We start from the raw sequence: 17935 nt of genomic DNA on the forward strand, positions 1-17935 counted from the left end.
ACGTGATATCGCGGCTGCACGACCAGGACGCCCCCGTGCACGTAGGCCAAGCCTGGAGCGCGACGTTTGGACGGTGAGCCCTTGGGCAGGGGGAACTCAATGTCGGCTAGGACACAGCCATCCACGCGCAGGGCCGCGCGCAGGTCCTCCCCTGACATATCGGCGTCTGCACTGACGATCACATGTTCCAGGCCGTTCACGGTCCACTCGACCTGCTTCGGTGGCTTCATTGCGTACCTCCTTAGGGCTGGCACCCAGCGACTACCGCATCGGGTCGTGGCTCTTCAGCACATCGAACGCCTGCCGTCGCCAATCCTTAACACTGACCGTGGCAGGGTCAGGCACGTTGGTCCCAGATTTGCTGAGCTGCTGCTATGGGCAAGAGGGGCAATCCCACAGGATCCGCACCATGAAAACCATCAAGCAGAGCGAACGAGAGATATGGAGCGATGGCTTTGCTCATGGACAAGCGCTCTCGGACATAGCCGGAGTATGTCCATACCCGCACGGCTCAACAAATATCGATGCTTGGCAGGATGGCTGGTACCAAGGCGCTCTCAAGACAGACGGACTGACCTACCGCGATGTCCCGATCACGGAGCCGGACACCAATCTGGTTTGGGGGAACAAGTGCAGGCATCAGAGGAGGGCTGTGCTGAGCTGGAGCCAGTAGCCGTAGCCATATGAAAAAAGGCCGCTGACGCGGCTCCATGGTCGTCAGCAGCGGCGCTGCTTACGTTGCCGGCACCTGGGCGCGGTACAGGGACTTCCTGGTCGCGGCGACTTGCTCGACCACGGTCACAACGGCTTGGGAGGCGTTCTTGGCGCTGATGGTGAACGGCGCCAGAGCATTCTTGGCCGAACTCTGGCCCGGACTTTGGGCCATGGCGGCATCGAGCAGCTTCCGTCCATGGGCGTCGGCCAGCTTGACAGCCTTCACCACAAGTTCGTCGACCTGCTCCGCGGCCTTGACGAAGCCCGCTGCAACGCTCTTGGCGTCGGGCACGGCAGTGGCATTCAGCGGCGTCCGAAAGACCTGAGCCTGCCGCTGGACGAACTCGGTGCTGAAGTGGATCCAGTCCTGAGCAGCTTCTTGAACCTGGGTGACGAAGGCGTTCATGTTTAGGATGCTTGTTTAATGTTGCAGTGCAGCAATTGTGACCTGTATCACGGATTGCGAGGGGCGGCGCGAAAAGAGCCCGGGGACCGCGTCCGGGCTTCGACACCCGATCAGCAAGGACACGGACCAGCGCTGTCCGCGCCACACCGGCACGGTGCTGCCACGTCGCTGAACCTGCGCCGCCGTGGAAAGCTTTTTTCGGGTCGAGCACCGCCAGTGCGCACTCGGCAGCGCCGGGTGAGTCAGGGCTGGGGCAACTCCAGCGTCAGCGTCACGCTGAACGCGCTGCTCTTGCCGGGCTGGCTTTGCAGTTCGAGCTGCCCGCCCATCATGTCCACCAGGCTGCGCACGATGGACAGGCCCAGCCCCGTGCCGCCGAAGCGCCGCGTGGTGGAGCTGTCAGCCTGGGTGAACGGCATCGAAGATGCCCGACTGCGCCTCGGGTGTGATGCCGGTGTCGGCCACGTCCAGCCACAGCGTGAAGCGTGTGCCTTCAGCGACGAGCTGCCGCACGCTCAAGCCCACACGACCCTCTTCGGTGAACTTCACGGCGTTGCCCAGCAGGTGGACGAGCACCTGCCTCAGGTGCGAGGCACCGCCAAGCAGCTGTGCCGGCGGCCCGGCCAGGACGTCTAGCCGCAGGCTTAACCCCTTGGCATCAGCCTTGGGGCGCACCAGCGCGCACGCCGCCTCTAGCACATCGACCAAGCGCAAACGGCGCGTGCTCCGGATATATCTCGCCGGCCTCGATGCGCGAGAGGTCCAGCACGTCGCTCACCAACACCAGCAGTTGCTCGCCGGCCTGCTCGACGTGGCGCACGAAGTCGTGGGCGCGCTCGGGCAGGTTCATCTGCACCAGCAAGTGGCTCAGCCCACGGACGGCGTTGAGCGGCGTGCGCAGCTCGTGGCTCATGTGGGCCAGAAACGTGGCCATCGGCCGGCTGGCGGCTTCGGCTTGGGCGCTGCGCTGGCGCCGCTCGTCCTCCATGCGACGGCGCTCGGTGAGGCCGGCGATCATGGCCAGGAACCCGATGACGTCGTCCCGCGCATCGCGCAGCAGCCTCACAGTCAACAGCCCCGCTAAACGTGTCCAGTCGGCGCGCACGTAGGTTCATTCGGTGCGCCGTGCGGCCTCGCCTGAGGGTGTGCCGCTGCTTGCCAGGGCCTGCCGCAGCGCCGGCGGTAGCGCCCGGGCAAACTCCGGCACCGGCTGCACCAGCTCCTGCCCTCGCGTGTCGAGTTCGTCGGGGTGGTGGAAGTCCCACACCGAGCGGCCCACGGCCTGCTGCGCCGTGGTGCGCAACAGCGTCTCGGCCGCCGGGTTGATGGAGGTGATGAGGCCGCAGAGGTCGGTGGTGACGATGGCGTTGCCTGCGCTGCTCGCGATGGCACGCTCGCGCGCGGCTTACCCGCCGAAGCTGCACGGTGCGTTGCTGTACCTGCTGCTCCAGCGTGGCGTTGAGCTGCGCGAGCCGCGCCTCGGCCGCCTTGGGCTCTGTGATGTCGCGCGCGGTGACCAGCATCCCGGTGATGCTGCCGTCGTCCGCGCGTAGCGGCACCTTGATGCTGTAGAAGACGCGAGGCTCGCCGCGGCCGGCGTCAAGGATGCGGTCTAGTGTCAATGGAGTTGAGAAAGCGCGCTTTCCTGCTGGTGATGCAGCGCTTTGGGCAGCCTCGCAATGCGCACGTTACTTGACGGACGTGACCACGTAGCCTTTACCTGTTTGCATGAATTCGAACTCCACCGACTGCCCTTCGGCCAGCTTGCTCAGCAGCGACTGATCGGTGACCTTGAAGCCCATGGTCATCGATGGCCAGTGCAGGCTGGGCACCGGGCCGTGCGCCAGGGTAACGACACCGGCCTTGGCATCGACCTTCTTGACCGTGCCTTGGGCCTTGTGAACGGTGCTTTTGGCGTCAGCAGCCATCTTGTCCATCGGCATGCCTTTCATGCCGTCCATGTTGGATTGGGCGAACACGGCCGCGTGGCCAAGAGCAAGGGTCAGCACCGTAGCGGCCGCGGTGAACTTCTTCATGGTGAATCTCTCCGTTGAGTTCGAGACAAAAATTGGAATAGACCGGTGAGCGCTTCGCACGGCCACCGGCCACGAGCACGGACTTACCGGCCGCGCATCATGTCGTGGCACTGGGCCATCATGGCCATGCCGGCACCCGGATCCATCGGGTGGCCAGGCATGGCGGAAGCGCTTGTCGTGGGTGCGGCAGCGCCGTGGTCCTGGCCAACCGCCTGCAGCGAGGTGACAGTCAGCTTGCCTTCTATTGGGGCCAGGACAAGGGCCACGGTCTTGCCGGCGCTGATGCCCACAGCATCAACCGAAGCGTGCACCGGGAAGTCCATCGTCATGGCTGGCATGCCCAGGCTGGGGATGTCCTGGTGGGCCACCGTGAGCAGCCGCTGCTGGCTGTCGAAGTCGACGACCTGGCCAACGGCCAGGTGCGCGGCCGGCGCCGTGGCCTGCGAGGGCAAAGCGGGTCTCGGCTCCGCGGCATGCGTCATCGCTGCCACGGCCAGTGCCAGGGCGCCGATCCAGGTGAGATGCAGTTTCGTTTGCATGGTCAGCTCTCCTTGGTTCAGGAGTGGTGTGGCCGGCACTTACCGGCCGGTTTGGGTTGGCCCAGGCGTACCCGGTTCACCGCGAAGGCGCCAGCGTGCCAAGCCAGGGGCACGCTGCTGCCTGGGTCGCCGCATCAGCAGGTAGGCCGCCGGGATCACGAACATGGACAGCAGCGGCGCCGTGATCATTCCGCCCACCATAGGGGCTGCGATGCGCTGCATGACCTCGCTGCCCGTGCCGCTGCCCCACATGATTGGAAACAACCCCGCCAGGATCACGGCCACGGTCATGGCCTTGGGTCGCACGCGCAGCACGGCGCCCTCGCGGATGGCGTCGAGCAGGGCAGCCTCGCTGCGCTGTCCGTGCTCCAGCCGGTAGTCCCAGGCGTTCTTCAGGTACAGCAGCATGATCACGCCGAACTCGGCCGAAACGCCGGCCAGCGCGATGAAGCCCACGGCGCCGGCTACCGAAAGGTTGTAGCCCAGCAGCCACAGCAGCCAGATGCCGCCCACCAGCGCGAATGGCAGGGTGGCCATGATCAATACCGCCTCCTCCATGCGCCTGAAGGTCAGGTACAGCAGCACGAGGATGATCAGCAACGTAAACGGCACGGCCACCTTGAGCTTTTCGGTGGCGCGCTCCAGGTATTCGAACTGCCCGGACCACGACACCGAGTAGCCCGCGGGTAGTTGCACCTGCTGCGCCACCGCACGCTGCATCTCCTGCACCGCCGAGCGCAGGTCGAGACCGCGGATGTCCACGTAGACGAAGGCGGCCAGCCGGGCGTTCTCGCTGCGCAGCATGGGCGGGCCGTCGCTGATGCTGATGCGCGCGACGTCCGAGAGCACCAGGCGCTGGCCGCGCTCGGTGACAACGGGCAGTTGGCGCAGGGCCGAGAGCGAATCGCGGATCTCGCGCGGGTAGCGCACGTTCACCGGGAAGCGCTGCAGTCCTTCAACGGTCTCGGTGACGTTCTCGCCGCCCACGGCGCCCGCGACCACGGACTGCACGTCGGCGACGTTGAGCCCGTAGCGTGCGGCCGCGGCGCGGTCGATGTCCACGTCCACGTAGCGCCCGCCGGTGAGCCGTTCGGCCAGTGCACTGCTGACCCCGGGCACGCCCTTGAGCACGCGCTCGATCTCGCCGCTGAGGCGGTCGATGGTGGCCAGGTCCTGACCCGCGACTTTCACTCCCACCGGGCTCTTGATGCCCGTGGCCAGCATGTCCAAGCGGTTGCGAATAGGCGGCACCCAGATGTTGGACAGGCCCGGCACCCGCACGATGCGGTCGAGCTCCTGCACCAGCTGGTCCGGCGTCATGCCCGCACGCCACTGCTCGCGCGGCTTGAACTGGATCGTGGTCTCGAACATCTCCAGTGGCGCGGGGTCGGTGGCGCTTTCCGCGCGGCCGGCCTTGCCGTAGACGCTCTGGACCTCGGGCACCGTCTTGATCAGCCGGTTGGTCTGCTGCAGCAGTTCGGCGGCCTTGGCGGCTGACAGCCCCGGCAACGCCGTGGGCATGTAGAGCAAGTCGCCCTCGTCGAGTGGCGGCATGAACTCCGTGCCGATGTGCTGCAGCGGCCACAAGCTGGCCACCAGCAGCAGTGCGGCCGCGCCCAACGTGGCCTTGGGCCAGCGCAGCACGCCGTCAAGTAGCGGTCGGTATGCGGCAATGAGAGCGCGGTTGAGCGGGTTGGACTGCTCGTGCGGGATACGGCCACGGATCAAGTAGCCCATGAGCACCGGGACCAGCGTCACCGCCAGGCCGGCTGCCGCCGCCATCGCGTAGGTCTTGGTGAACGCGAGTGGCGAGAACAGCCGTCCCTCCTGCGCCTCCAGGGTGAAAACCGGGATGAAGCTCAGCGTGATGATCAGCAGCGAGAAGAACAGCGCCGGGCCCACCTCGGTGGCCGCCTCGCCGATGACGCGCCAACGTCCCGGGCCATCGAGAACGTGTCCCGGGTGCTCGTGCGCCCACTGCTCCAGGTGCTTGTGTGCGTTCTCGATCATCACCACCGCCGCATCGACCATCGCGCCGATGGCGATGGCGATGCCGCCCAGCGACATCACGTTGGCGTTGACGCCCTGGTAGTGCATGACGATGAAGGACATCAGCACGCCCAGCGGCAGCGAGACGATGGCCACCAGCGCCGAGCGCAGATGGAAGAGGAACGCAGCGCACACCAGTGCGACGACGATGAACTCCTCGATCAGTTTGTGGCTGAGGTTCTCCACCGCGCGCTCGATGAGGCCGGAGCGGTCGTACACCGGCACGATCTCCACACCCCTGGGCAGGCTCTGCTGCAGCTGGCCGAGCTTGGCCTTGACGGCCCGAATGGTGTCCAGGGCGTTCTTGCCCGAGCGCATCACGATCACGCCGCCGACGGCCTCGCCCTCGCCATCGAGCTCGCCGATGCCGCGGCGCATTTCGGGGCCGAGCTGCACGCGCGCGACGTCACCCAGGTGCACCGGCACGCCCGCTTCGGAAGTCAGCAGCGGGATCGCGCGGAAATCGTCGAGCGTCTGCAGGTAGCCGCTGGCGCGCACCATGTACTCCGCCTCGCCCATCTCCAGCACCGAGCCGCCCGCCTCCTGGTTGGCGCGCCGGATGGCCTCGATGACGCGGCCATGCGGGATGCGGTAGGCCGCGAGCTTGTCGGGGTCGAGCACCACCTGGTACTGGCGCACCATGCCGCCGACGGTGGCGACCTCGGCCACATTGGGCACGGTCTTGAGCTCGTACTTCAGGAACCAGTCCTGCAGCGCGCGCAGCCGTGCCAGGTCCTGCGTGCCGCCACGGTCCACGAGCGCGTACTGGTAGATCCAGCCCACGCCGGTGGCGTCCGGCCCGATCGAGGGCTTGGCCGTGGGTGGCAGCCGGCCCTGCACCTGGTTCAGGTACTCCAGCACGCGCGAGCGCGCCCAGTACAGGTCGGTGTCATCCTCAAACAGCACGTAGACGTAGCTGTCGCCGAAGAAGGAGAAGCCCCGCACTGCCTTGGCGCCGGGTACTGACAACATGGTCGTCGTCAGCGGGTAGGTCACTTGGTTCTCGACGATGCGTGGCGCCTGGCCCGGGTAGCTCGTGCGCACGATCACCTGCACGTCGGAGAGATCGGGCAGCGCGTCCAGCGGCATGCGCAGCGTGGCCACCACGCCCCAGGCCGAGAGCATCAGCGTGGTCAGCAGCACCAGGAAGCGGTTGGCAATCGACCAGCGGATCAGCGCGGCAATCATGGGCGAGCTCCTGCAGCTGCTGCGCTGGCCAGTGGGCGGATCGAGGTGATCTGCGGCGCGCCCTCGCTGCGCATCCGGAACTCGATCTCCACCCGTGCGCCAGGGGCCAAGCCCGCGGCTGGCTTTCCGGGGGGCAGCTGGAAATCCATGGTCATGGCCGGCCACTTCAGGCTCGGGATCGGCGGATGGGTAAGCGTCACCATGCCGCCCTGGACCGCCTCGACCTGCGCGTTGGTGCGGTGCGTATCGGCTGGAACCGCGACCGCGGCGGCAGCCGGCTCGCTGTTGAGCCGCGTTTCCAGCCCGCGCAGGCTGGCTTCCGAGTCGATCAGGAATTGACCCGACAGGACCACACGCTGCCCCGCCTGTAAGCCACGCCGGATCTCGGTCTGGCCTCCTGCCTCGCGGCCGGTTTCGACCTCCACGGGTCTGAAGCTGCCGCCCTCTTCAGCCAGCATCACCACGGCGCGGCGGCCGGTCTGGATCACCGCCTCCGACGGCACGGCCAGCGACTTGCCCGGCTGGCCGCCGATGAGCTCCATGCGCACGAACATGCCCGGCACCAGTTGCCCGCCGGGGTTGGGCAACTCCATGCGGGCCTTGAGGGTGCGGGTATCGGCACTGACCTGCGGCAGCAGCGCCTGCACGCGCCCCTCGAAGGTCTTGCCCGGTACCGCGGGGCTGCTGGCCCGCACCGGAGTCCCGGGACGCAACAGCGCCGCCTGGCTCTCCGGCACCTCGGCCTGGGCCCAGACCGTGGACACGCCCTGGATGCGCGCCAGCGTCATGCCCGGCATCACGGTCATGCCTTCACGCACCATGAGCTCGGCCACGACGCCGCTGAGCGGCGCACTGACCGTAACGCGCGGCTGCACCCGACCGCTGGCTTCCACCAGGCGGATCTGCGCCTCTTCCATGCCGGCCAGGCGCATGCGCTGCCGTGCACCCTCCACCAGCGGCGCCAAGTCAGTGCCCTGCATGCGGCGCACCGACAGGTATTCCTCCTGGGCCGCCACCCAGTCAGGAATGTAGAGCTCGGCCAGCGGCTGCCCCCTGGCAATACGGTCCAGCGTGGCCCGCACATGCAGCTTCTCCACGTAGCCCATGGCCCGTGCCTGGACAACCGCCTGGTCACGCTCGTTGTAGTCGATCGAGCCCACGGCCGAGACCTGGGGCGCCACAACGGCCTCGACCACGGGCGCGGTACGCAAGCCCAGGTTCTGCTGAATGCGCGGGCTCACCGTGATGCTGCTGGCGTCGGCACCTTCACTGCCCGCATAGGCGGGCACCAGCATCATGTCCATGAAGGGAGACTTGCCCGGCGCGTCGAACTTCTTCCCCGGCACCATGGGGTCGTGGTAGTAGAGGATCTTGCGGCCTGTCACCGGGTCCACGTCCCCGGCCTTCAGGCGGTCCTTGACGTGGCGCCGGGTCGCTTCCTCGCCCTGCGGCACGCTCCAGCTGGAGGGGTCCACGCCGGTGGCGGCACCGGTCGCAAAACCAGACGGGGCCGGGGCGGCGGGGCTCATTTCCATGCCGCGGCGCAGGCCCCAGCTGTAGAGGCCGAAGCCGGTTGCAGCGAGCGCACCGGCAGCCAGCAACGCGGCGACGATCTTCTTGGTTCTCATCTTCATTGCTCCGGGCTGCGGTCCGTGGCAGGGGTGGCGGCGTGCTGGTGTCCGGGCGGCAGCAGGTACTCCAGCCGCGCCCACAGCGCGGCGGTGTCCATCTCCAGGTTCAGCCGCTCCATGCGGGTGTCGATGTCCATGCGGCGAGCGTCCAGCACGGCAGCCAGCGGTCCGGTGCCGCCGCGGTACGCCGCCAACGCCGCGCGCGTGCGCTCGGCGGCCAGGAGCATCAGGCTCGCGTCGTACAACGCCAGCCGCTGCAGGTTGCTGCGCCAGCTCTGCTGCCAGCGGCGCACCTCGGCGAGGTGCGCTCGGCGCATCTCCTCGCGCTCGGCACGCATCTGCTCGACCATGGCCAGCCGGGCCGCCACTTCGCGCTCCTGCAGGTTCTTCTGGTTCCACAGCAGGGGCACCGAGACGCCCAGCGACACCATGTTGGAATAGGCCGGACCGCGCTGGCTGTACATCAGCTCCACGTTCCAGTCCGGCCGCTTGTCCTGGCGTGCCATCTCGGCCTGGGCCCGGGCCACGGCCTCCTTTGCCGCCATCACGGCCAGCTCGGGGTGGCTTTCGAGTGCGCCCTCCAGCGCGTGGTCCTGCAGTTGCAGCCGCATGATGGCCGGGCTGCCCGCCAGCGGCTGGCGCGCCAAGTCGGCGCCAACCCAGCGCGCAAGATCCGCCGTCGCGTTGGCCACGGCCGACTCGGCCTGCTGGAGGCGGTCCTCGATCTGCGCGACGGCCGAGCGCGCCATGAAGACGTCGGCCTGCGGGCCACGGCCTGCGCGGTAGGCTGCATCGGCGGCCTCGATCTGCAGCCGCGCCTCGTCGCGCTGCGTCTGCAGCAACTCGACCATCCGCTGCCGGTAGCAGCGCTCAAGCCACGCCTGCGCGGTGGCGCGTCGCAACTCCGTGAGCTGCAGCGCCCGGGCCTCGCGGGCCACGTCGGCCTCGCGCTCATAGCGCTCTGCCCGTGCTTGGCGCTTGTCCCGGGCAGAAATGGTCTGCATCACCCCAATGCTGCGCATGGTCATGAAGTCCCGGGTGAGGCTGAAGCGGTCAGGCCCGTCGACAGGCAAGTTGGTGACGTTGACGCTGAGCATCGGGTCGGGCAGCTGGCGGGCTGCCACGCCCATGTCACGGGCAGCCGCGGCGGCGGCGTCCTGGGCCACGAGCGCCTGGGAACGCTCCTGGGCAGCGTGCAGGGCCCGCTCCAGTGTCAGTGGCCCGGGGGGCGCGGTCTGGGCTGCGGCGCTGCCCAGGAAGGCGGCAGCCAGGCATACCGCTGCCAGCTTGGGCAGGGCAGCGGCATGCGGCGAACGCAGGGGTTCGCAGGGCGCCCGGCCGGGCGCCCCAACAGGGAAGTGCTCCAAGAGCTGACTCCGGTTGGTAGCCGTACGGCTGCGTGAAGGCAGCAGCGCGCACGCGATGACGCACGCACCCGGCTCGTGCGGGTGCAGCGGCGCATGAAGGCGGGAGTCAGCTCAGCGTTGGCGGTCGCCAGACGCTCGAGGGATCAAAGGACCAGAGACGGTCCTGGGGTGGCGGCACCGCGTAGGCGGCAGCGGGCAGTCCGGCGCTGAAAAGCATAGGAAGCGCCATGCAGGCCTGGGTCAGATTGCATTCCTGCCCGCTTTTGCAAGCATGGCCTGTCTTGGCCGCCGTGTCGGCGTCGTTGCAGCAGTCGTGGGCCATGTCTGCCATGACGGACATGGCTTGGGGTACCGACTGCTCCATCGGGCAAGGCTCCGATGCGAAGGCGTGCATGTTCGCAAACCCCTGGAGTGGGATCGCGAGGCAAAGTAGAAATGCCAGCCATACACGCATTTTTCAATTATAGGCGGGCATCCCCGATGAATTCCGGCCTCTACCGACACGCTACAGCCGGGTACTCAGCCGCTCCCACGCTCAACCAGCCCTGGTTTTGATCAACGCTTCACCCGCGTCTTGCAGCAGTGACGGTGCGTACCGCTCGATACCACAAGCTGTTCGGCGACTGGATGACGGCGGGGCCGGGCACCGTGGGCGGCGGCATTACCAAGGTGGTGTGCAACCGCAGCTGAAGCAGCGGGAAGCGGCTGCGCGGCCCATGGCCACTGCGCCGCCTTCACGGGCGTCGTCAGCTGTGTTGGACCGATGCCGCGCTCTCAGGAAGCGGTCACGCCGAGCTGCCGCAGTTGCGAGGCCGAGTCCCGCGCACCCCAGCGGCGCTTGATCTTGCCGCCCTCGATCTCGAAGAACTCCATGGCGACCAGCTCGTAGGACTTGCCAGTGGGCTCATGCCCGAAGGCCGGCCTGGTGAAGGTGCCGGTTTCGGTGTACCTGGCGGCCACGATGCGTCCCTCGGCCACGAGCTCCTCGATGCGCAGCTGCATGCCGTAGCCCTCGATGAGCTGGCGCCAGACGGGCTCGATCCGCTCGAACAGGCCGTGGCCCATGACGCCCTGGATCTGCGCATCGTCGGCCAGCAGGCCACGCAGTGCCTGCAGGTCTCCACGGTTGAACGCCTCCACGTAGCGGATGACGACGGCCTTAGAGAAAAACTTGCCGCCCTCGATCTCGAAGAACTCCATGGCGACCAGCTCGTAGGACTTGCCAGTGGGCTCATGCCCGAGGCCGGCTTGGTGATGGTGCCCGTTTCGGTGTACCTGGCGGCCACGATGCGTCCCTCGGCCACGGAGCTCTTCGATGCGCAGCTGCATGCCGTAGCCCTCGATGAGCTGGCGCCAGACGGGTCCGACACCTCCCACAGGACGCACAGTGCCTCGCGTAGCGCGGCGCCATACCGCGTCCGTGCCCGCCGCTTCCGAGGCGGCGCGGCAGGCTTGGACAGCAGCCGGATTGCGTGCTTACGGGGTAGCCCGTGATGGCTACGAACTCATCCAGGATCGCGCTGCGCTCTTCGATGGTGCTGGCCCGATACCATGTGCCTACCGTCTCGACCCATTCCTTGCGTGTCGCCATGCTGACTCGCCTGGTCACGTTCCACTACGCCGACCGAACCTTCCGACCGGAGGCGAGCTACGTGAGGCAAGCAAGCAGACAGGAACCCGCCCGGTGGCAAACCGGGTGAGTCAATGCAGGGTGGGCGGCGGCGGATGCCACCATGGCTCACAGATTTGCAAGACCCGCCAGAGCTGCTGCCGATGCCCTCCAAGTCGCAGCGCTGGTGTTGGGCGCAAGCCGGTTCGAACACGATTCCAACTACACGGGAACGTCCGGACTGGTGTCCAAGTCAAGGGCCATGGGTACCGTGATGCTGAAGGTGCTGCCCTGGCCCACGTTGCTGTCGAGGCTGATCTCGCCGCCCATCATCGCGACAAGCCGGCGCGTGATCGACAGCCCCAGGCCCGACCCGCCGTACCGGCGCGTGGTGGAGGCATCGGCCTGGATGAAATCCTCGAAGACGTGCTGCTGCTGTTCCGGCGCGATGCCAATGCCGGTGTCGGTCACGTCCATGCGAAGCGTGATGCGGCCCGCTGCCTGGCCGAGTTCGCGCGTATGCAGCCCCACGCTGCCGGTGTGCGTGAACTTCACGGCGTTGCTCAGCAGGTTCAGCAGCACCTGCTTCAGCCGCAGCGGATCGCCCACGAGCATCGCCGGCAGCGTCGGTGCCGGCTCCAGGTGCAGCGCCAAGCCCTTGGCCTCGGCCTGTGGCCGCACCAGCGCGCACACTTCGTCCAGCAGCGCCACAACGTTGAACGGCACCTGCTCCAGGCGCATGGCGCCGGACTCGATGCGGGAGAGGTCAAGCACGTCGGTGGTCAGCGCCAGCAGATGGTGTCCGGCCTGCTGGATATGGGCCGCGTACTCGCCAGCCTTGCGCGGCAGATCCATCTGCGCCATCAGGTGGCCCAAGCCAATCACGGCGTTCAGCGGGGTGTGGAACTCGTGGCTCATGTTGGCCAGGAACTGCGACTTCACCCGGTTGGCGTGCTCGGCACTGGCGCGCGCGGCCTCGGCGGCGGCAAGGGCGCTTTCCGCGGCCTGCCGCGCGGCGACCAGTTCCAGCGCCGAGCGCCGGCGCTGGCAGGCCTGGCCAGCCAACACCAGCCCGGTCAACGCCGAGGCCATGATGAAGGACTGCGCCAGGAACTGGCGCTCTCCCAGAGTGAAGTCGGCTGCGAACGGGCTCAGCCCGAACTGCGTGTAGAGCACGACCTGCAGCATCAGGATGGCGCTGGCCAGCGCAATGCATCGATGCTCCCCGCGCAGCGCCCCCCAGATCAACACGGGCAGGACGATGAAGATCGTGGGATATGGCTGGGCCAGCACCAAGTGCCCGATCAGCAGCAGCGTGCCCAGCATGAGAAGCAGTTCGCCCCAGCCGGCGGGCGGCCTGTCGCTCTCGTCGCTCCCACCCGCCAGCGCCAGCAGCAAGGGCGCGAAGATCAGCACCCCGGCCGAATCGCCCGTCCACCACAGCTTCCACGAAGTCAGCAGCGGCTCCCCGGTATGGATGCTCATCGCCGTGCCACCGACGACGGTGCTCAGCAGCGGGCTGGCCAGGGCAGAGAACAGCACGAAAGCCAGCACGGAAGCCACGCCGTCCAGGTGAAAGCGGCCACCGGCCCAGCGATGCAGCAGGTACGCGCCTGCAGTCGCTTCGAGCGTGTTGCCCGTGGCAATGGCCACCGCGACGCTGGCCGGAAAGCCGAACAGGGCCGTGCTGGCGATGAGGTCGGCGCACAGGCCCACCCCGATGAACAGCGGCCACTCCTTGCGGGCCGTCAGCAGCAGTGCCGCCAGGAAGATGCCACTGGGCGGCCACAGCGCGGCGCCCAGGTCGGGCGCGATGAAGAGCGCTTGCCCTCCCCAGGCCGCGAGCAGGTAGAGCGCGGCAAAGGCGAACAGCCGCATCGCGCGCGCGGCCGTGCTGGATCTCGCGGATGGGTTGCTGGACTCTGGCATCCGGCTGCTCATGGCGTACGTCCGCTCACGAGCCGGGATGTACCGCCAGGGCTTCGATGTCCAGGCAGAGGGAATCCGCCCGGCGTGACAGCACGGGTCTTCACGTCGGACGGATTGTTGCCCGAGAAGTCCAAGTGCACTTGCAGCACGTCACGTGCAGGCCCGGTGTGGGTGTAGATCACCGCGCGCATGGGACTGCTTCTTGAGTTCCCGGTCTTTCCGGTGAGGCGGGAGCGGGACTCACAGGGCGTGCGGCTATTCTGCGCACTTCCGCGTCGAGCTTGTGGGCGGTCTTGCCGCTGTCGAACATCCCGATGAGGTCGATGCACGCGAGGGTCGGCTCGACCGTGCTGACCGCGGCGAAGCACCATTGGACGACGCGGGTGCAGCCCTGGAAGTCGCTCGGAATGAGCTTGCCGGCCTCCTTGGCCAAGTAGAGCACCACGGCGGCCGACTCGGCCACGATGAAGCCGTCATCGTCGATGACCGGTACTTGGCGGAAGGGACTGATCCGACGGCAGGCCTCGCTGTCGAGCTCGCCGCCGATGTGGTCGAGCGCGTGGACCTGATACGGCAAACCCAGCTCCTCGAGCGCCCACTGTGCTCGGAGGTCCTTCATCTCGCCGCGCCCTACGGGAAAGATGCGTCAGAAGCCATACGGCGTGATCATGTCGTCCTTTCGTCGGCGACTAGATCCGCCGACCCGTGCCGCAGCGTACACGCCGCAGACTACGGGGAGAGTGGAGCGTCCGGCCGGAGCGGTTCGCTTCAATACTCGATTTGCACCCCACGATGGCGCAGCTGTAGAAAAATAGCCAGCAGCAAGGGCGTTCATACGATGTGCCCACCAAAAAAATTTATCCAATCAGCTGCCTAGGCGGCCATTAGAAGCTGAAGTGCAAGCTCAAGGCAGTGAGATTACTTGCCCTGGATTTTGGCATGGGGTGAGCCGTATTGAGTACCGGTCAGCTGGCGAGAGCGGCCAGATTGAGATCATAGGACTTGCCTAGCCAGAGTGCAGAGTCTCGATGATCACGCAATTCATCGCCAGTATTCGGATGCACGAATACGTCTAACGTGCCGTGGTTCAACGCTAGCCAGCTTATGACCTGGGAAAAGTGAGTCGGCGAAAGCGCCAACTGATAGCTCCACATAGGGTGCGGGCCCACTGGTTTTTCATGAAAGCGGCCGAGTTCCACTTGGCCCGCGAGTTCAACTTCAATCGTCTCGCGCAGTGCCCAGGCCTCGGATCGGCTGGCTGAATTGAAATACACATGAGCGTGCCAGCTTTCAATTATGGAATGATCTCGGAATTCCATGTTTTCATCCTTTTGTCAGTGGCTGAGATTTTCCAAGAACCGTCTTTGCTCCTTGCACATTTTCTTAGGACTTGCTCGCTGTGGTAGCTTCCTTCACGCTTTATAGGCCCACCAAGCGTTCTGCCCCACTCAAGGCTGCGGAAGGCAACGCGCGCATGGAGGCGTTGGTGAAGCTCACAAGCGTGATGCATGCCTTTGAGCCGGCGAACGTGACTTCACGCCGATGGCGCGACCGCGCGAAGTTACCGGCCTGATCTGCTTCGCCATTCCAGCCCGTGCCGGGCTGCGACGCGAATGTCAGCTTGAATCTGGTGACCAGTGTGCGCGAACTTTGCTGCCCGCGGCACGCTTGCTGGCTGAGCCTCAGCCCCATGGTGGCAGGCTCGGGTATCGACATGGAGATGAAGCTGTGACCCCCACTGTCATAGCGCTGTAAGCCGATGATTCGTCCCGTCTCGTGCACGCCTGAGACAACCGTGTCGTGCTTGCGCCCGGCAAAGCAGGATTGCTGAGGTTGTTCAGTGCATGAGTTTGCTCGTAGCGAAAAACAAAATTTCGGGCGCTTGCTCCATAAACCGGTGACTGAGCTTTGATTATCGAAGGCAGTGGGTAGGCGGATCGTCCATATCCAGTAGCGCCAACGTAAGGTGAATGGCGCACGGTGGCCGAGTCTTCAGCGCCCCAGAGCATGAGAGAGCCAGCTATTTTCTAAAAAGGGTAAATTCGGCCGTAAGCGTCGCCAGACGTTGACGAGTCGTCCGGCACGCGTGTTGCGCAAACTTGGAGGTTGCCCTGTAGAGAATAAGTCAACAAAATTGGCATTTCACTCGCCTTGAATACACACTCACGGCTGATGTTCAATGCCTTGCAATTTTTCTTCCAGAGTTTTGCTATATGGAGAGCCTGACCTCTTTGCTGCACCTTCAAGCCAGCCGGCAAGCCATATTCTGGATTCTTCGGAGTCTTTTTCGTGTGGGCAGTCTTTCACAAGTTCTTCCCCACGCTTGAATCCGTCGATCCATATTTCTTCATAATTCACCATGTTGATGGTCCTTTGAAGGATGCCCGTTGCTGCAGCCTTGTATCGTACAAAAGCTCGGTCTTCCCCTCGACTCGTGTCTCAAAACTGGGTTACCTTGGGCAACATGGCTTGCCAGCCCTGCCCAAATGTGATCAAGAAATATTGGCATTGCTCGATATTCCGAGTTGTGGCTCGTTTGAGCCTTGGGTGTCCGGTCAGGGCTGTTTACTTCTGCCAAATGCCTGCGTAGTTGAGCACTTTGTCGAGCGAGAGCGCATTGCGGTACAGGGCTTGGGCAATGTTGCGTTCGCCGTTGCTGCGCAACAGGTTCAGCGCGAGTTGGCGTAGACAGGCGAAGACGCCGGGATTGCGGCGGATGCGGCTGGCGTCCTCGGCCATGGTGGTGTCGAGCACATGATGCAGGCTGTTCTCGATGCTCCAGTGTCTGCGTACGAGGCGGGCGAACTCTGGGGCGGTCACCTCGGCGCTGCTGAGCGTGCTGAGGTAGTACGCCGGGGTCTGGGTGCGGGGGACGAAGCGAGCCTTGGCGGTATCGAACACTTCGGTGGTGCGCCGCACCTCGATGAGAGTAAGGAAGCGGTCGTGCCAGGGCTCAACGCCGCTGCCCGGAGGCAGTGCCCACACCCGCACCTCGCGCTGCTCGATTCGGTTGCGCTGCCCGACATCGCAGTCGTAGGCGCAGTTGGCGGCCGGGCGTTGCTGCGCGTGTTTGTGCATGGCGTCATGCAGTCGGGGCTGGTTGGCCTTGAGCTGGCACAGCACGTGCGCCCCAGCAGCTGTTACTTGGTCAACTGTTTTTTTGCAGGTGTAGCGCGTCCAACGTGAAGATGCACCCGGCCAAGTCCAGTTCTTCGATGAGCCGTTGCACGGCAGGGATCTCGTGGTCCTTGCCTTTGCTCTCGATAAGTACGTGCCCCAACACCAAGCGCTCATGGACTGCCAGCGCGCTGAGCACCTGAGCGGCCTTGCGATCCTCGAACTGGTCCAGGCTGCCGCGCAGCGTCTTGCCGTCCATCGCCACGAGCGCACGCTGCGCCGGCGCCTCGGGTGCATCGCACAGCTGCTCCTCGGCCATCAGACGCATTGCCTGCTCCAGCTCTGCCGCATCGAGCCCCTGCAGGATCTTTCGAATCCCCGTATAGGCCGGCGCGCGCCTCCAAGCGCTGCCGAACGCCTCGTTGAGCCGCTGCCAGTGCGTGTCGATGAACAGGTGGATCTTGCGGTACGACGTCGCCCCGGAAGCCACCGCCAGCACGCAGTACAGCAGTGCGTGCACAAGGTCGTAGCGCTTGCCTTGTGCCCGGCGCGGGTCGCTCACCGTCGCCAGACATTCCTTCAACGTTTTCATCCGCCTGCCGTCATTGCATTACCGGCCCGCCATTATCCTTGGCAGAAGTGAACGACCCTGGGTGTCCGGTGAACCAAATCTGGCTGAGGGTGTGTCCGCAACTACAGGCGGTTTGTGAGTGAGTCTGTTCCAGCAACACTAATGTCAGCTGTGATTGAAAGTGTCGGGAAAGTAGGCCTTTTCTTCGTGAGTCCTTATCCACGCGCAAACTACACCCCGGGGCGTGAGACCGAAGGCGTGGACGGCTCGGCCGCCATCCTGTAGGACGACGCCCACGCAAGTACCGCGAGCCGCCGCCGCGGCACCCGAGGGCCAGCGCGCTGCGGCTTTCCACAACGCGCTCGCCGTCCAGGGCGGGCAAGATGGCGGCGTGGCTTGCGGGACAGCAGCTGCACTTCATTGATGATGGGTACAACCTGACAGGCCCCGGCTCCGCAAGGACCGGGGCTTTTTTTGCGCCGGTGGCGCGCACGGCCAAGCGGGCAGGAGTGACTCCATCAAGCCCAAGCACTGGCGCGGGATGGTCAGGCTGATTGGTCCCGGATTTGCTGAAGTGCCGACATGGGCGAGAGGGCAAACCTCAAAGGATTCGTGCCATGAAAGCCATCAGACAGAACGAACGAGAGATATGGAGCGAGGGCTTCGCTCATGGTCAAGCGCTTTCGGAGGTAGCCGGAGTTTGTCCATACCCGCGCGGCTCAGTTGAAGCCGATGCCTGGTTGGATGGCTGGTACCAGGGCGCCCTCAAGACGGACGGT

17 protein-coding genes and 3 pseudogenes are annotated in these 17935 nt (G+C 65.6%); 2 read left to right on the forward strand and 18 right to left on the reverse strand.

Annotated features, from left to right (window positions below):
* On the reverse strand, positions 1 to 230 hold a 230-nt coding region (locus tag H537_RS54950; protein WP_043458828.1), incomplete at its 3' end, for a hypothetical protein.
* Positions 231 to 409: 179 nt separating this feature from the next.
* On the opposite strand from H537_RS54950, the gene H537_RS52810 reads away from it, so the two are divergent.
* Positions 410 to 673, forward strand: coding sequence for a hypothetical protein (locus H537_RS52810; protein WP_156901696.1), 264 nt, complete (start codon positions 410 to 412; stop codon positions 671 to 673).
* A 60-nt stretch (positions 674 to 733) separates the two neighbouring features.
* On the opposite strand, the gene H537_RS0114040 is transcribed toward H537_RS52810, so the two are convergent.
* From H537_RS0114040 to H537_RS49215, 4 genes and pseudogenes are all read right to left on the reverse strand, one after another.
* Positions 734 to 1120, reverse strand: a complete 387-nt coding sequence (locus H537_RS0114040) for a hypothetical protein (RefSeq protein WP_028998422.1) — start codon at positions 1118 to 1120, stop codon at positions 734 to 736.
* Positions 1121 to 1362: 242 nt separating this feature from the next.
* Positions 1363 to 1819 (reverse strand): annotated as a pseudogene (locus H537_RS56755) (ATP-binding protein).
* Positions 1779 to 2186 (reverse strand): sensor histidine kinase, encoded by a 408-nt coding sequence (locus H537_RS49210; RefSeq protein WP_028998424.1) that lies wholly within the window; start codon positions 2184 to 2186, stop codon positions 1779 to 1781. Before H537_RS49210 ends, H537_RS56755 begins: the two are co-directional and overlap by 41 nt.
* Before the next feature lie 45 nt (positions 2187 to 2231).
* Positions 2232 to 2507: a PAS domain S-box protein gene (locus H537_RS49215; RefSeq protein ID WP_084150668.1), complete on the reverse strand. Its 276-nt coding sequence runs from the start codon at positions 2505 to 2507 to the stop codon at positions 2232 to 2234.
* Here H537_RS49215 and H537_RS49220 point away from each other — a divergent pair.
* The gene (locus H537_RS49220; RefSeq protein WP_156901699.1) at positions 2416 to 2673 is read left to right on the forward strand and encodes a hypothetical protein; all 258 of its coding nucleotides are present in this window, start codon (positions 2416 to 2418) and stop codon (positions 2671 to 2673) included. The two genes, H537_RS49215 and H537_RS49220, sit on opposite strands and share 92 nt — an antisense overlap.
* Here the strand turns inward: H537_RS49220 and H537_RS56760 are convergent.
* The 13 genes and pseudogenes from H537_RS56760 to H537_RS56765 all read right to left on the reverse strand — a co-directional run.
* Positions 2668 to 2742 (reverse strand): annotated as a pseudogene (locus tag H537_RS56760) (hypothetical protein); the annotation flags it as partial. The gene H537_RS49220 and the pseudogene H537_RS56760 sit on opposite strands and share 6 nt — an antisense overlap.
* A 66-nt stretch (positions 2743 to 2808) precedes the next feature.
* On the reverse strand, positions 2809 to 3156 hold the full coding sequence (locus H537_RS0114070; RefSeq protein WP_028998427.1) for a copper-binding protein: 348 nt from the start codon (positions 3154 to 3156) through the stop codon (positions 2809 to 2811).
* A gap of 83 nt (positions 3157 to 3239) precedes the next feature.
* Complete coding sequence (locus H537_RS0114075) at positions 3240 to 3695, reverse strand: copper-binding protein (RefSeq protein ID WP_028998428.1); 456 nt, start codon at positions 3693 to 3695, stop codon at positions 3240 to 3242.
* A gap of 39 nt (positions 3696 to 3734) precedes the next feature.
* Positions 3735 to 6932 (reverse strand): efflux RND transporter permease subunit, encoded by a 3198-nt coding sequence (locus H537_RS0114080; protein WP_028998429.1) that lies wholly within the window; start codon positions 6930 to 6932, stop codon positions 3735 to 3737.
* A complete protein-coding gene (locus H537_RS0114085; protein ID WP_028998430.1) occupies positions 6929 to 8560 on the reverse strand; it encodes an efflux RND transporter periplasmic adaptor subunit in 1632 nt (543 codons plus the stop codon). Before H537_RS0114085 ends, H537_RS0114080 begins: the two co-directional genes overlap by 4 nt.
* 2 nt (positions 8561 to 8562) lie before the next feature.
* Entirely contained in the window at positions 8563 to 9930 is a 1368-nt protein-coding gene (locus tag H537_RS56505; protein ID WP_310733016.1) for a TolC family protein, read from the reverse strand.
* 774 nt (positions 9931 to 10704) lie between these two features.
* Positions 10705 to 11130, reverse strand: coding sequence for an ester cyclase (locus tag H537_RS0114105; RefSeq protein ID WP_043458829.1), 426 nt, complete (start codon positions 11128 to 11130; stop codon positions 10705 to 10707).
* Positions 11131 to 11761: 631 nt separating this feature from the next.
* A complete protein-coding gene (locus tag H537_RS0114115; RefSeq protein ID WP_084150669.1) occupies positions 11762 to 13480 on the reverse strand; it encodes an MASE1 domain-containing protein in 1719 nt (572 codons plus the stop codon).
* Positions 13481 to 13646: 166 nt separating this feature from the next.
* On the reverse strand, positions 13647 to 14087 hold the full coding sequence (locus H537_RS43005; RefSeq protein WP_051242613.1) for a glutathione S-transferase family protein: 441 nt from the start codon (positions 14085 to 14087) through the stop codon (positions 13647 to 13649).
* 346 nt (positions 14088 to 14433) lie between these two features.
* Positions 14434 to 14787: a DOPA 4,5-dioxygenase family protein gene (locus H537_RS51035; protein WP_084150670.1), complete on the reverse strand. Its 354-nt coding sequence runs from the start codon at positions 14785 to 14787 to the stop codon at positions 14434 to 14436.
* A gap of 100 nt (positions 14788 to 14887) precedes the next feature.
* Positions 14888 to 15184, reverse strand: coding sequence for a hypothetical protein (locus H537_RS52815; RefSeq protein WP_156901700.1), 297 nt, complete (start codon positions 15182 to 15184; stop codon positions 14888 to 14890).
* Positions 15185 to 15631: 447 nt separating this feature from the next.
* Positions 15632 to 15829 (reverse strand): hypothetical protein, encoded by a 198-nt coding sequence (locus tag H537_RS52820; protein WP_156901701.1) that lies wholly within the window; start codon positions 15827 to 15829, stop codon positions 15632 to 15634.
* 204 nt (positions 15830 to 16033) lie between these two features.
* Positions 16034 to 17177: pseudogene (locus tag H537_RS56765) on the reverse strand (ISAs1 family transposase).
* Positions 17178 to 17935: the final 758 nt, after the last annotated feature.

Source organism: Azohydromonas australica DSM 1124 (assembly GCF_000430725.1).
Classification (GTDB): Bacteria; Pseudomonadota; Gammaproteobacteria; order Burkholderiales; family Burkholderiaceae_C; genus Azohydromonas; species Azohydromonas australica.

Bases quoted from the DNA above. Each gene is read 5' to 3' on its own strand.
- H537_RS0114080 (WP_028998429.1), bottom strand. From the start codon at position 6,932: ATGATTGCCGCGCTGATCCGCTGGTCGATTGCCAACCGCTTCCTGGTG.
- H537_RS52810 (WP_156901696.1), top strand. From the start codon at position 410: ATGAAAACCATCAAGCAGAGCGAACGAGAGATATGGAGCGATGGCTTT.
- H537_RS52815 (WP_156901700.1), bottom strand. From the start codon at position 15,184: ATGTCGATACCCGAGCCTGCCACCATGGGGCTGAGGCTCAGCCAGCAA.
- H537_RS43005 (WP_051242613.1), bottom strand. From the start codon at position 14,087: ATGAAGGACCTCCGAGCACAGTGGGCGCTCGAGGAGCTGGGTTTGCCG.
- H537_RS52820 (WP_156901701.1), bottom strand. From the start codon at position 15,829: ATGGTGAATTATGAAGAAATATGGATCGACGGATTCAAGCGTGGGGAA.
- H537_RS0114040 (WP_028998422.1), bottom strand. From the start codon at position 1,120: ATGAACGCCTTCGTCACCCAGGTTCAAGAAGCTGCTCAGGACTGGATC.
- H537_RS0114105 (WP_043458829.1), bottom strand. From the start codon at position 11,130: ATGGAGTTCTTCGAGATCGAGGGCGGCAAGTTTTTCTCTAAGGCCGTC.
- H537_RS0114070 (WP_028998427.1), bottom strand. From the start codon at position 3,156: ATGAAGAAGTTCACCGCGGCCGCTACGGTGCTGACCCTTGCTCTTGGC.
- H537_RS51035 (WP_084150670.1), bottom strand. From the start codon at position 14,787: ATGGAATTCCGAGATCATTCCATAATTGAAAGCTGGCACGCTCATGTG.
- H537_RS0114075 (WP_028998428.1), bottom strand. From the start codon at position 3,695: ATGCAAACGAAACTGCATCTCACCTGGATCGGCGCCCTGGCACTGGCC.
- H537_RS0114085 (WP_028998430.1), bottom strand. From the start codon at position 8,560: ATGAGAACCAAGAAGATCGTCGCCGCGTTGCTGGCTGCCGGTGCGCTC.
- H537_RS0114115 (WP_084150669.1), bottom strand. From the start codon at position 13,480: ATGAGCAGCCGGATGCCAGAGTCCAGCAACCCATCCGCGAGATCCAGC.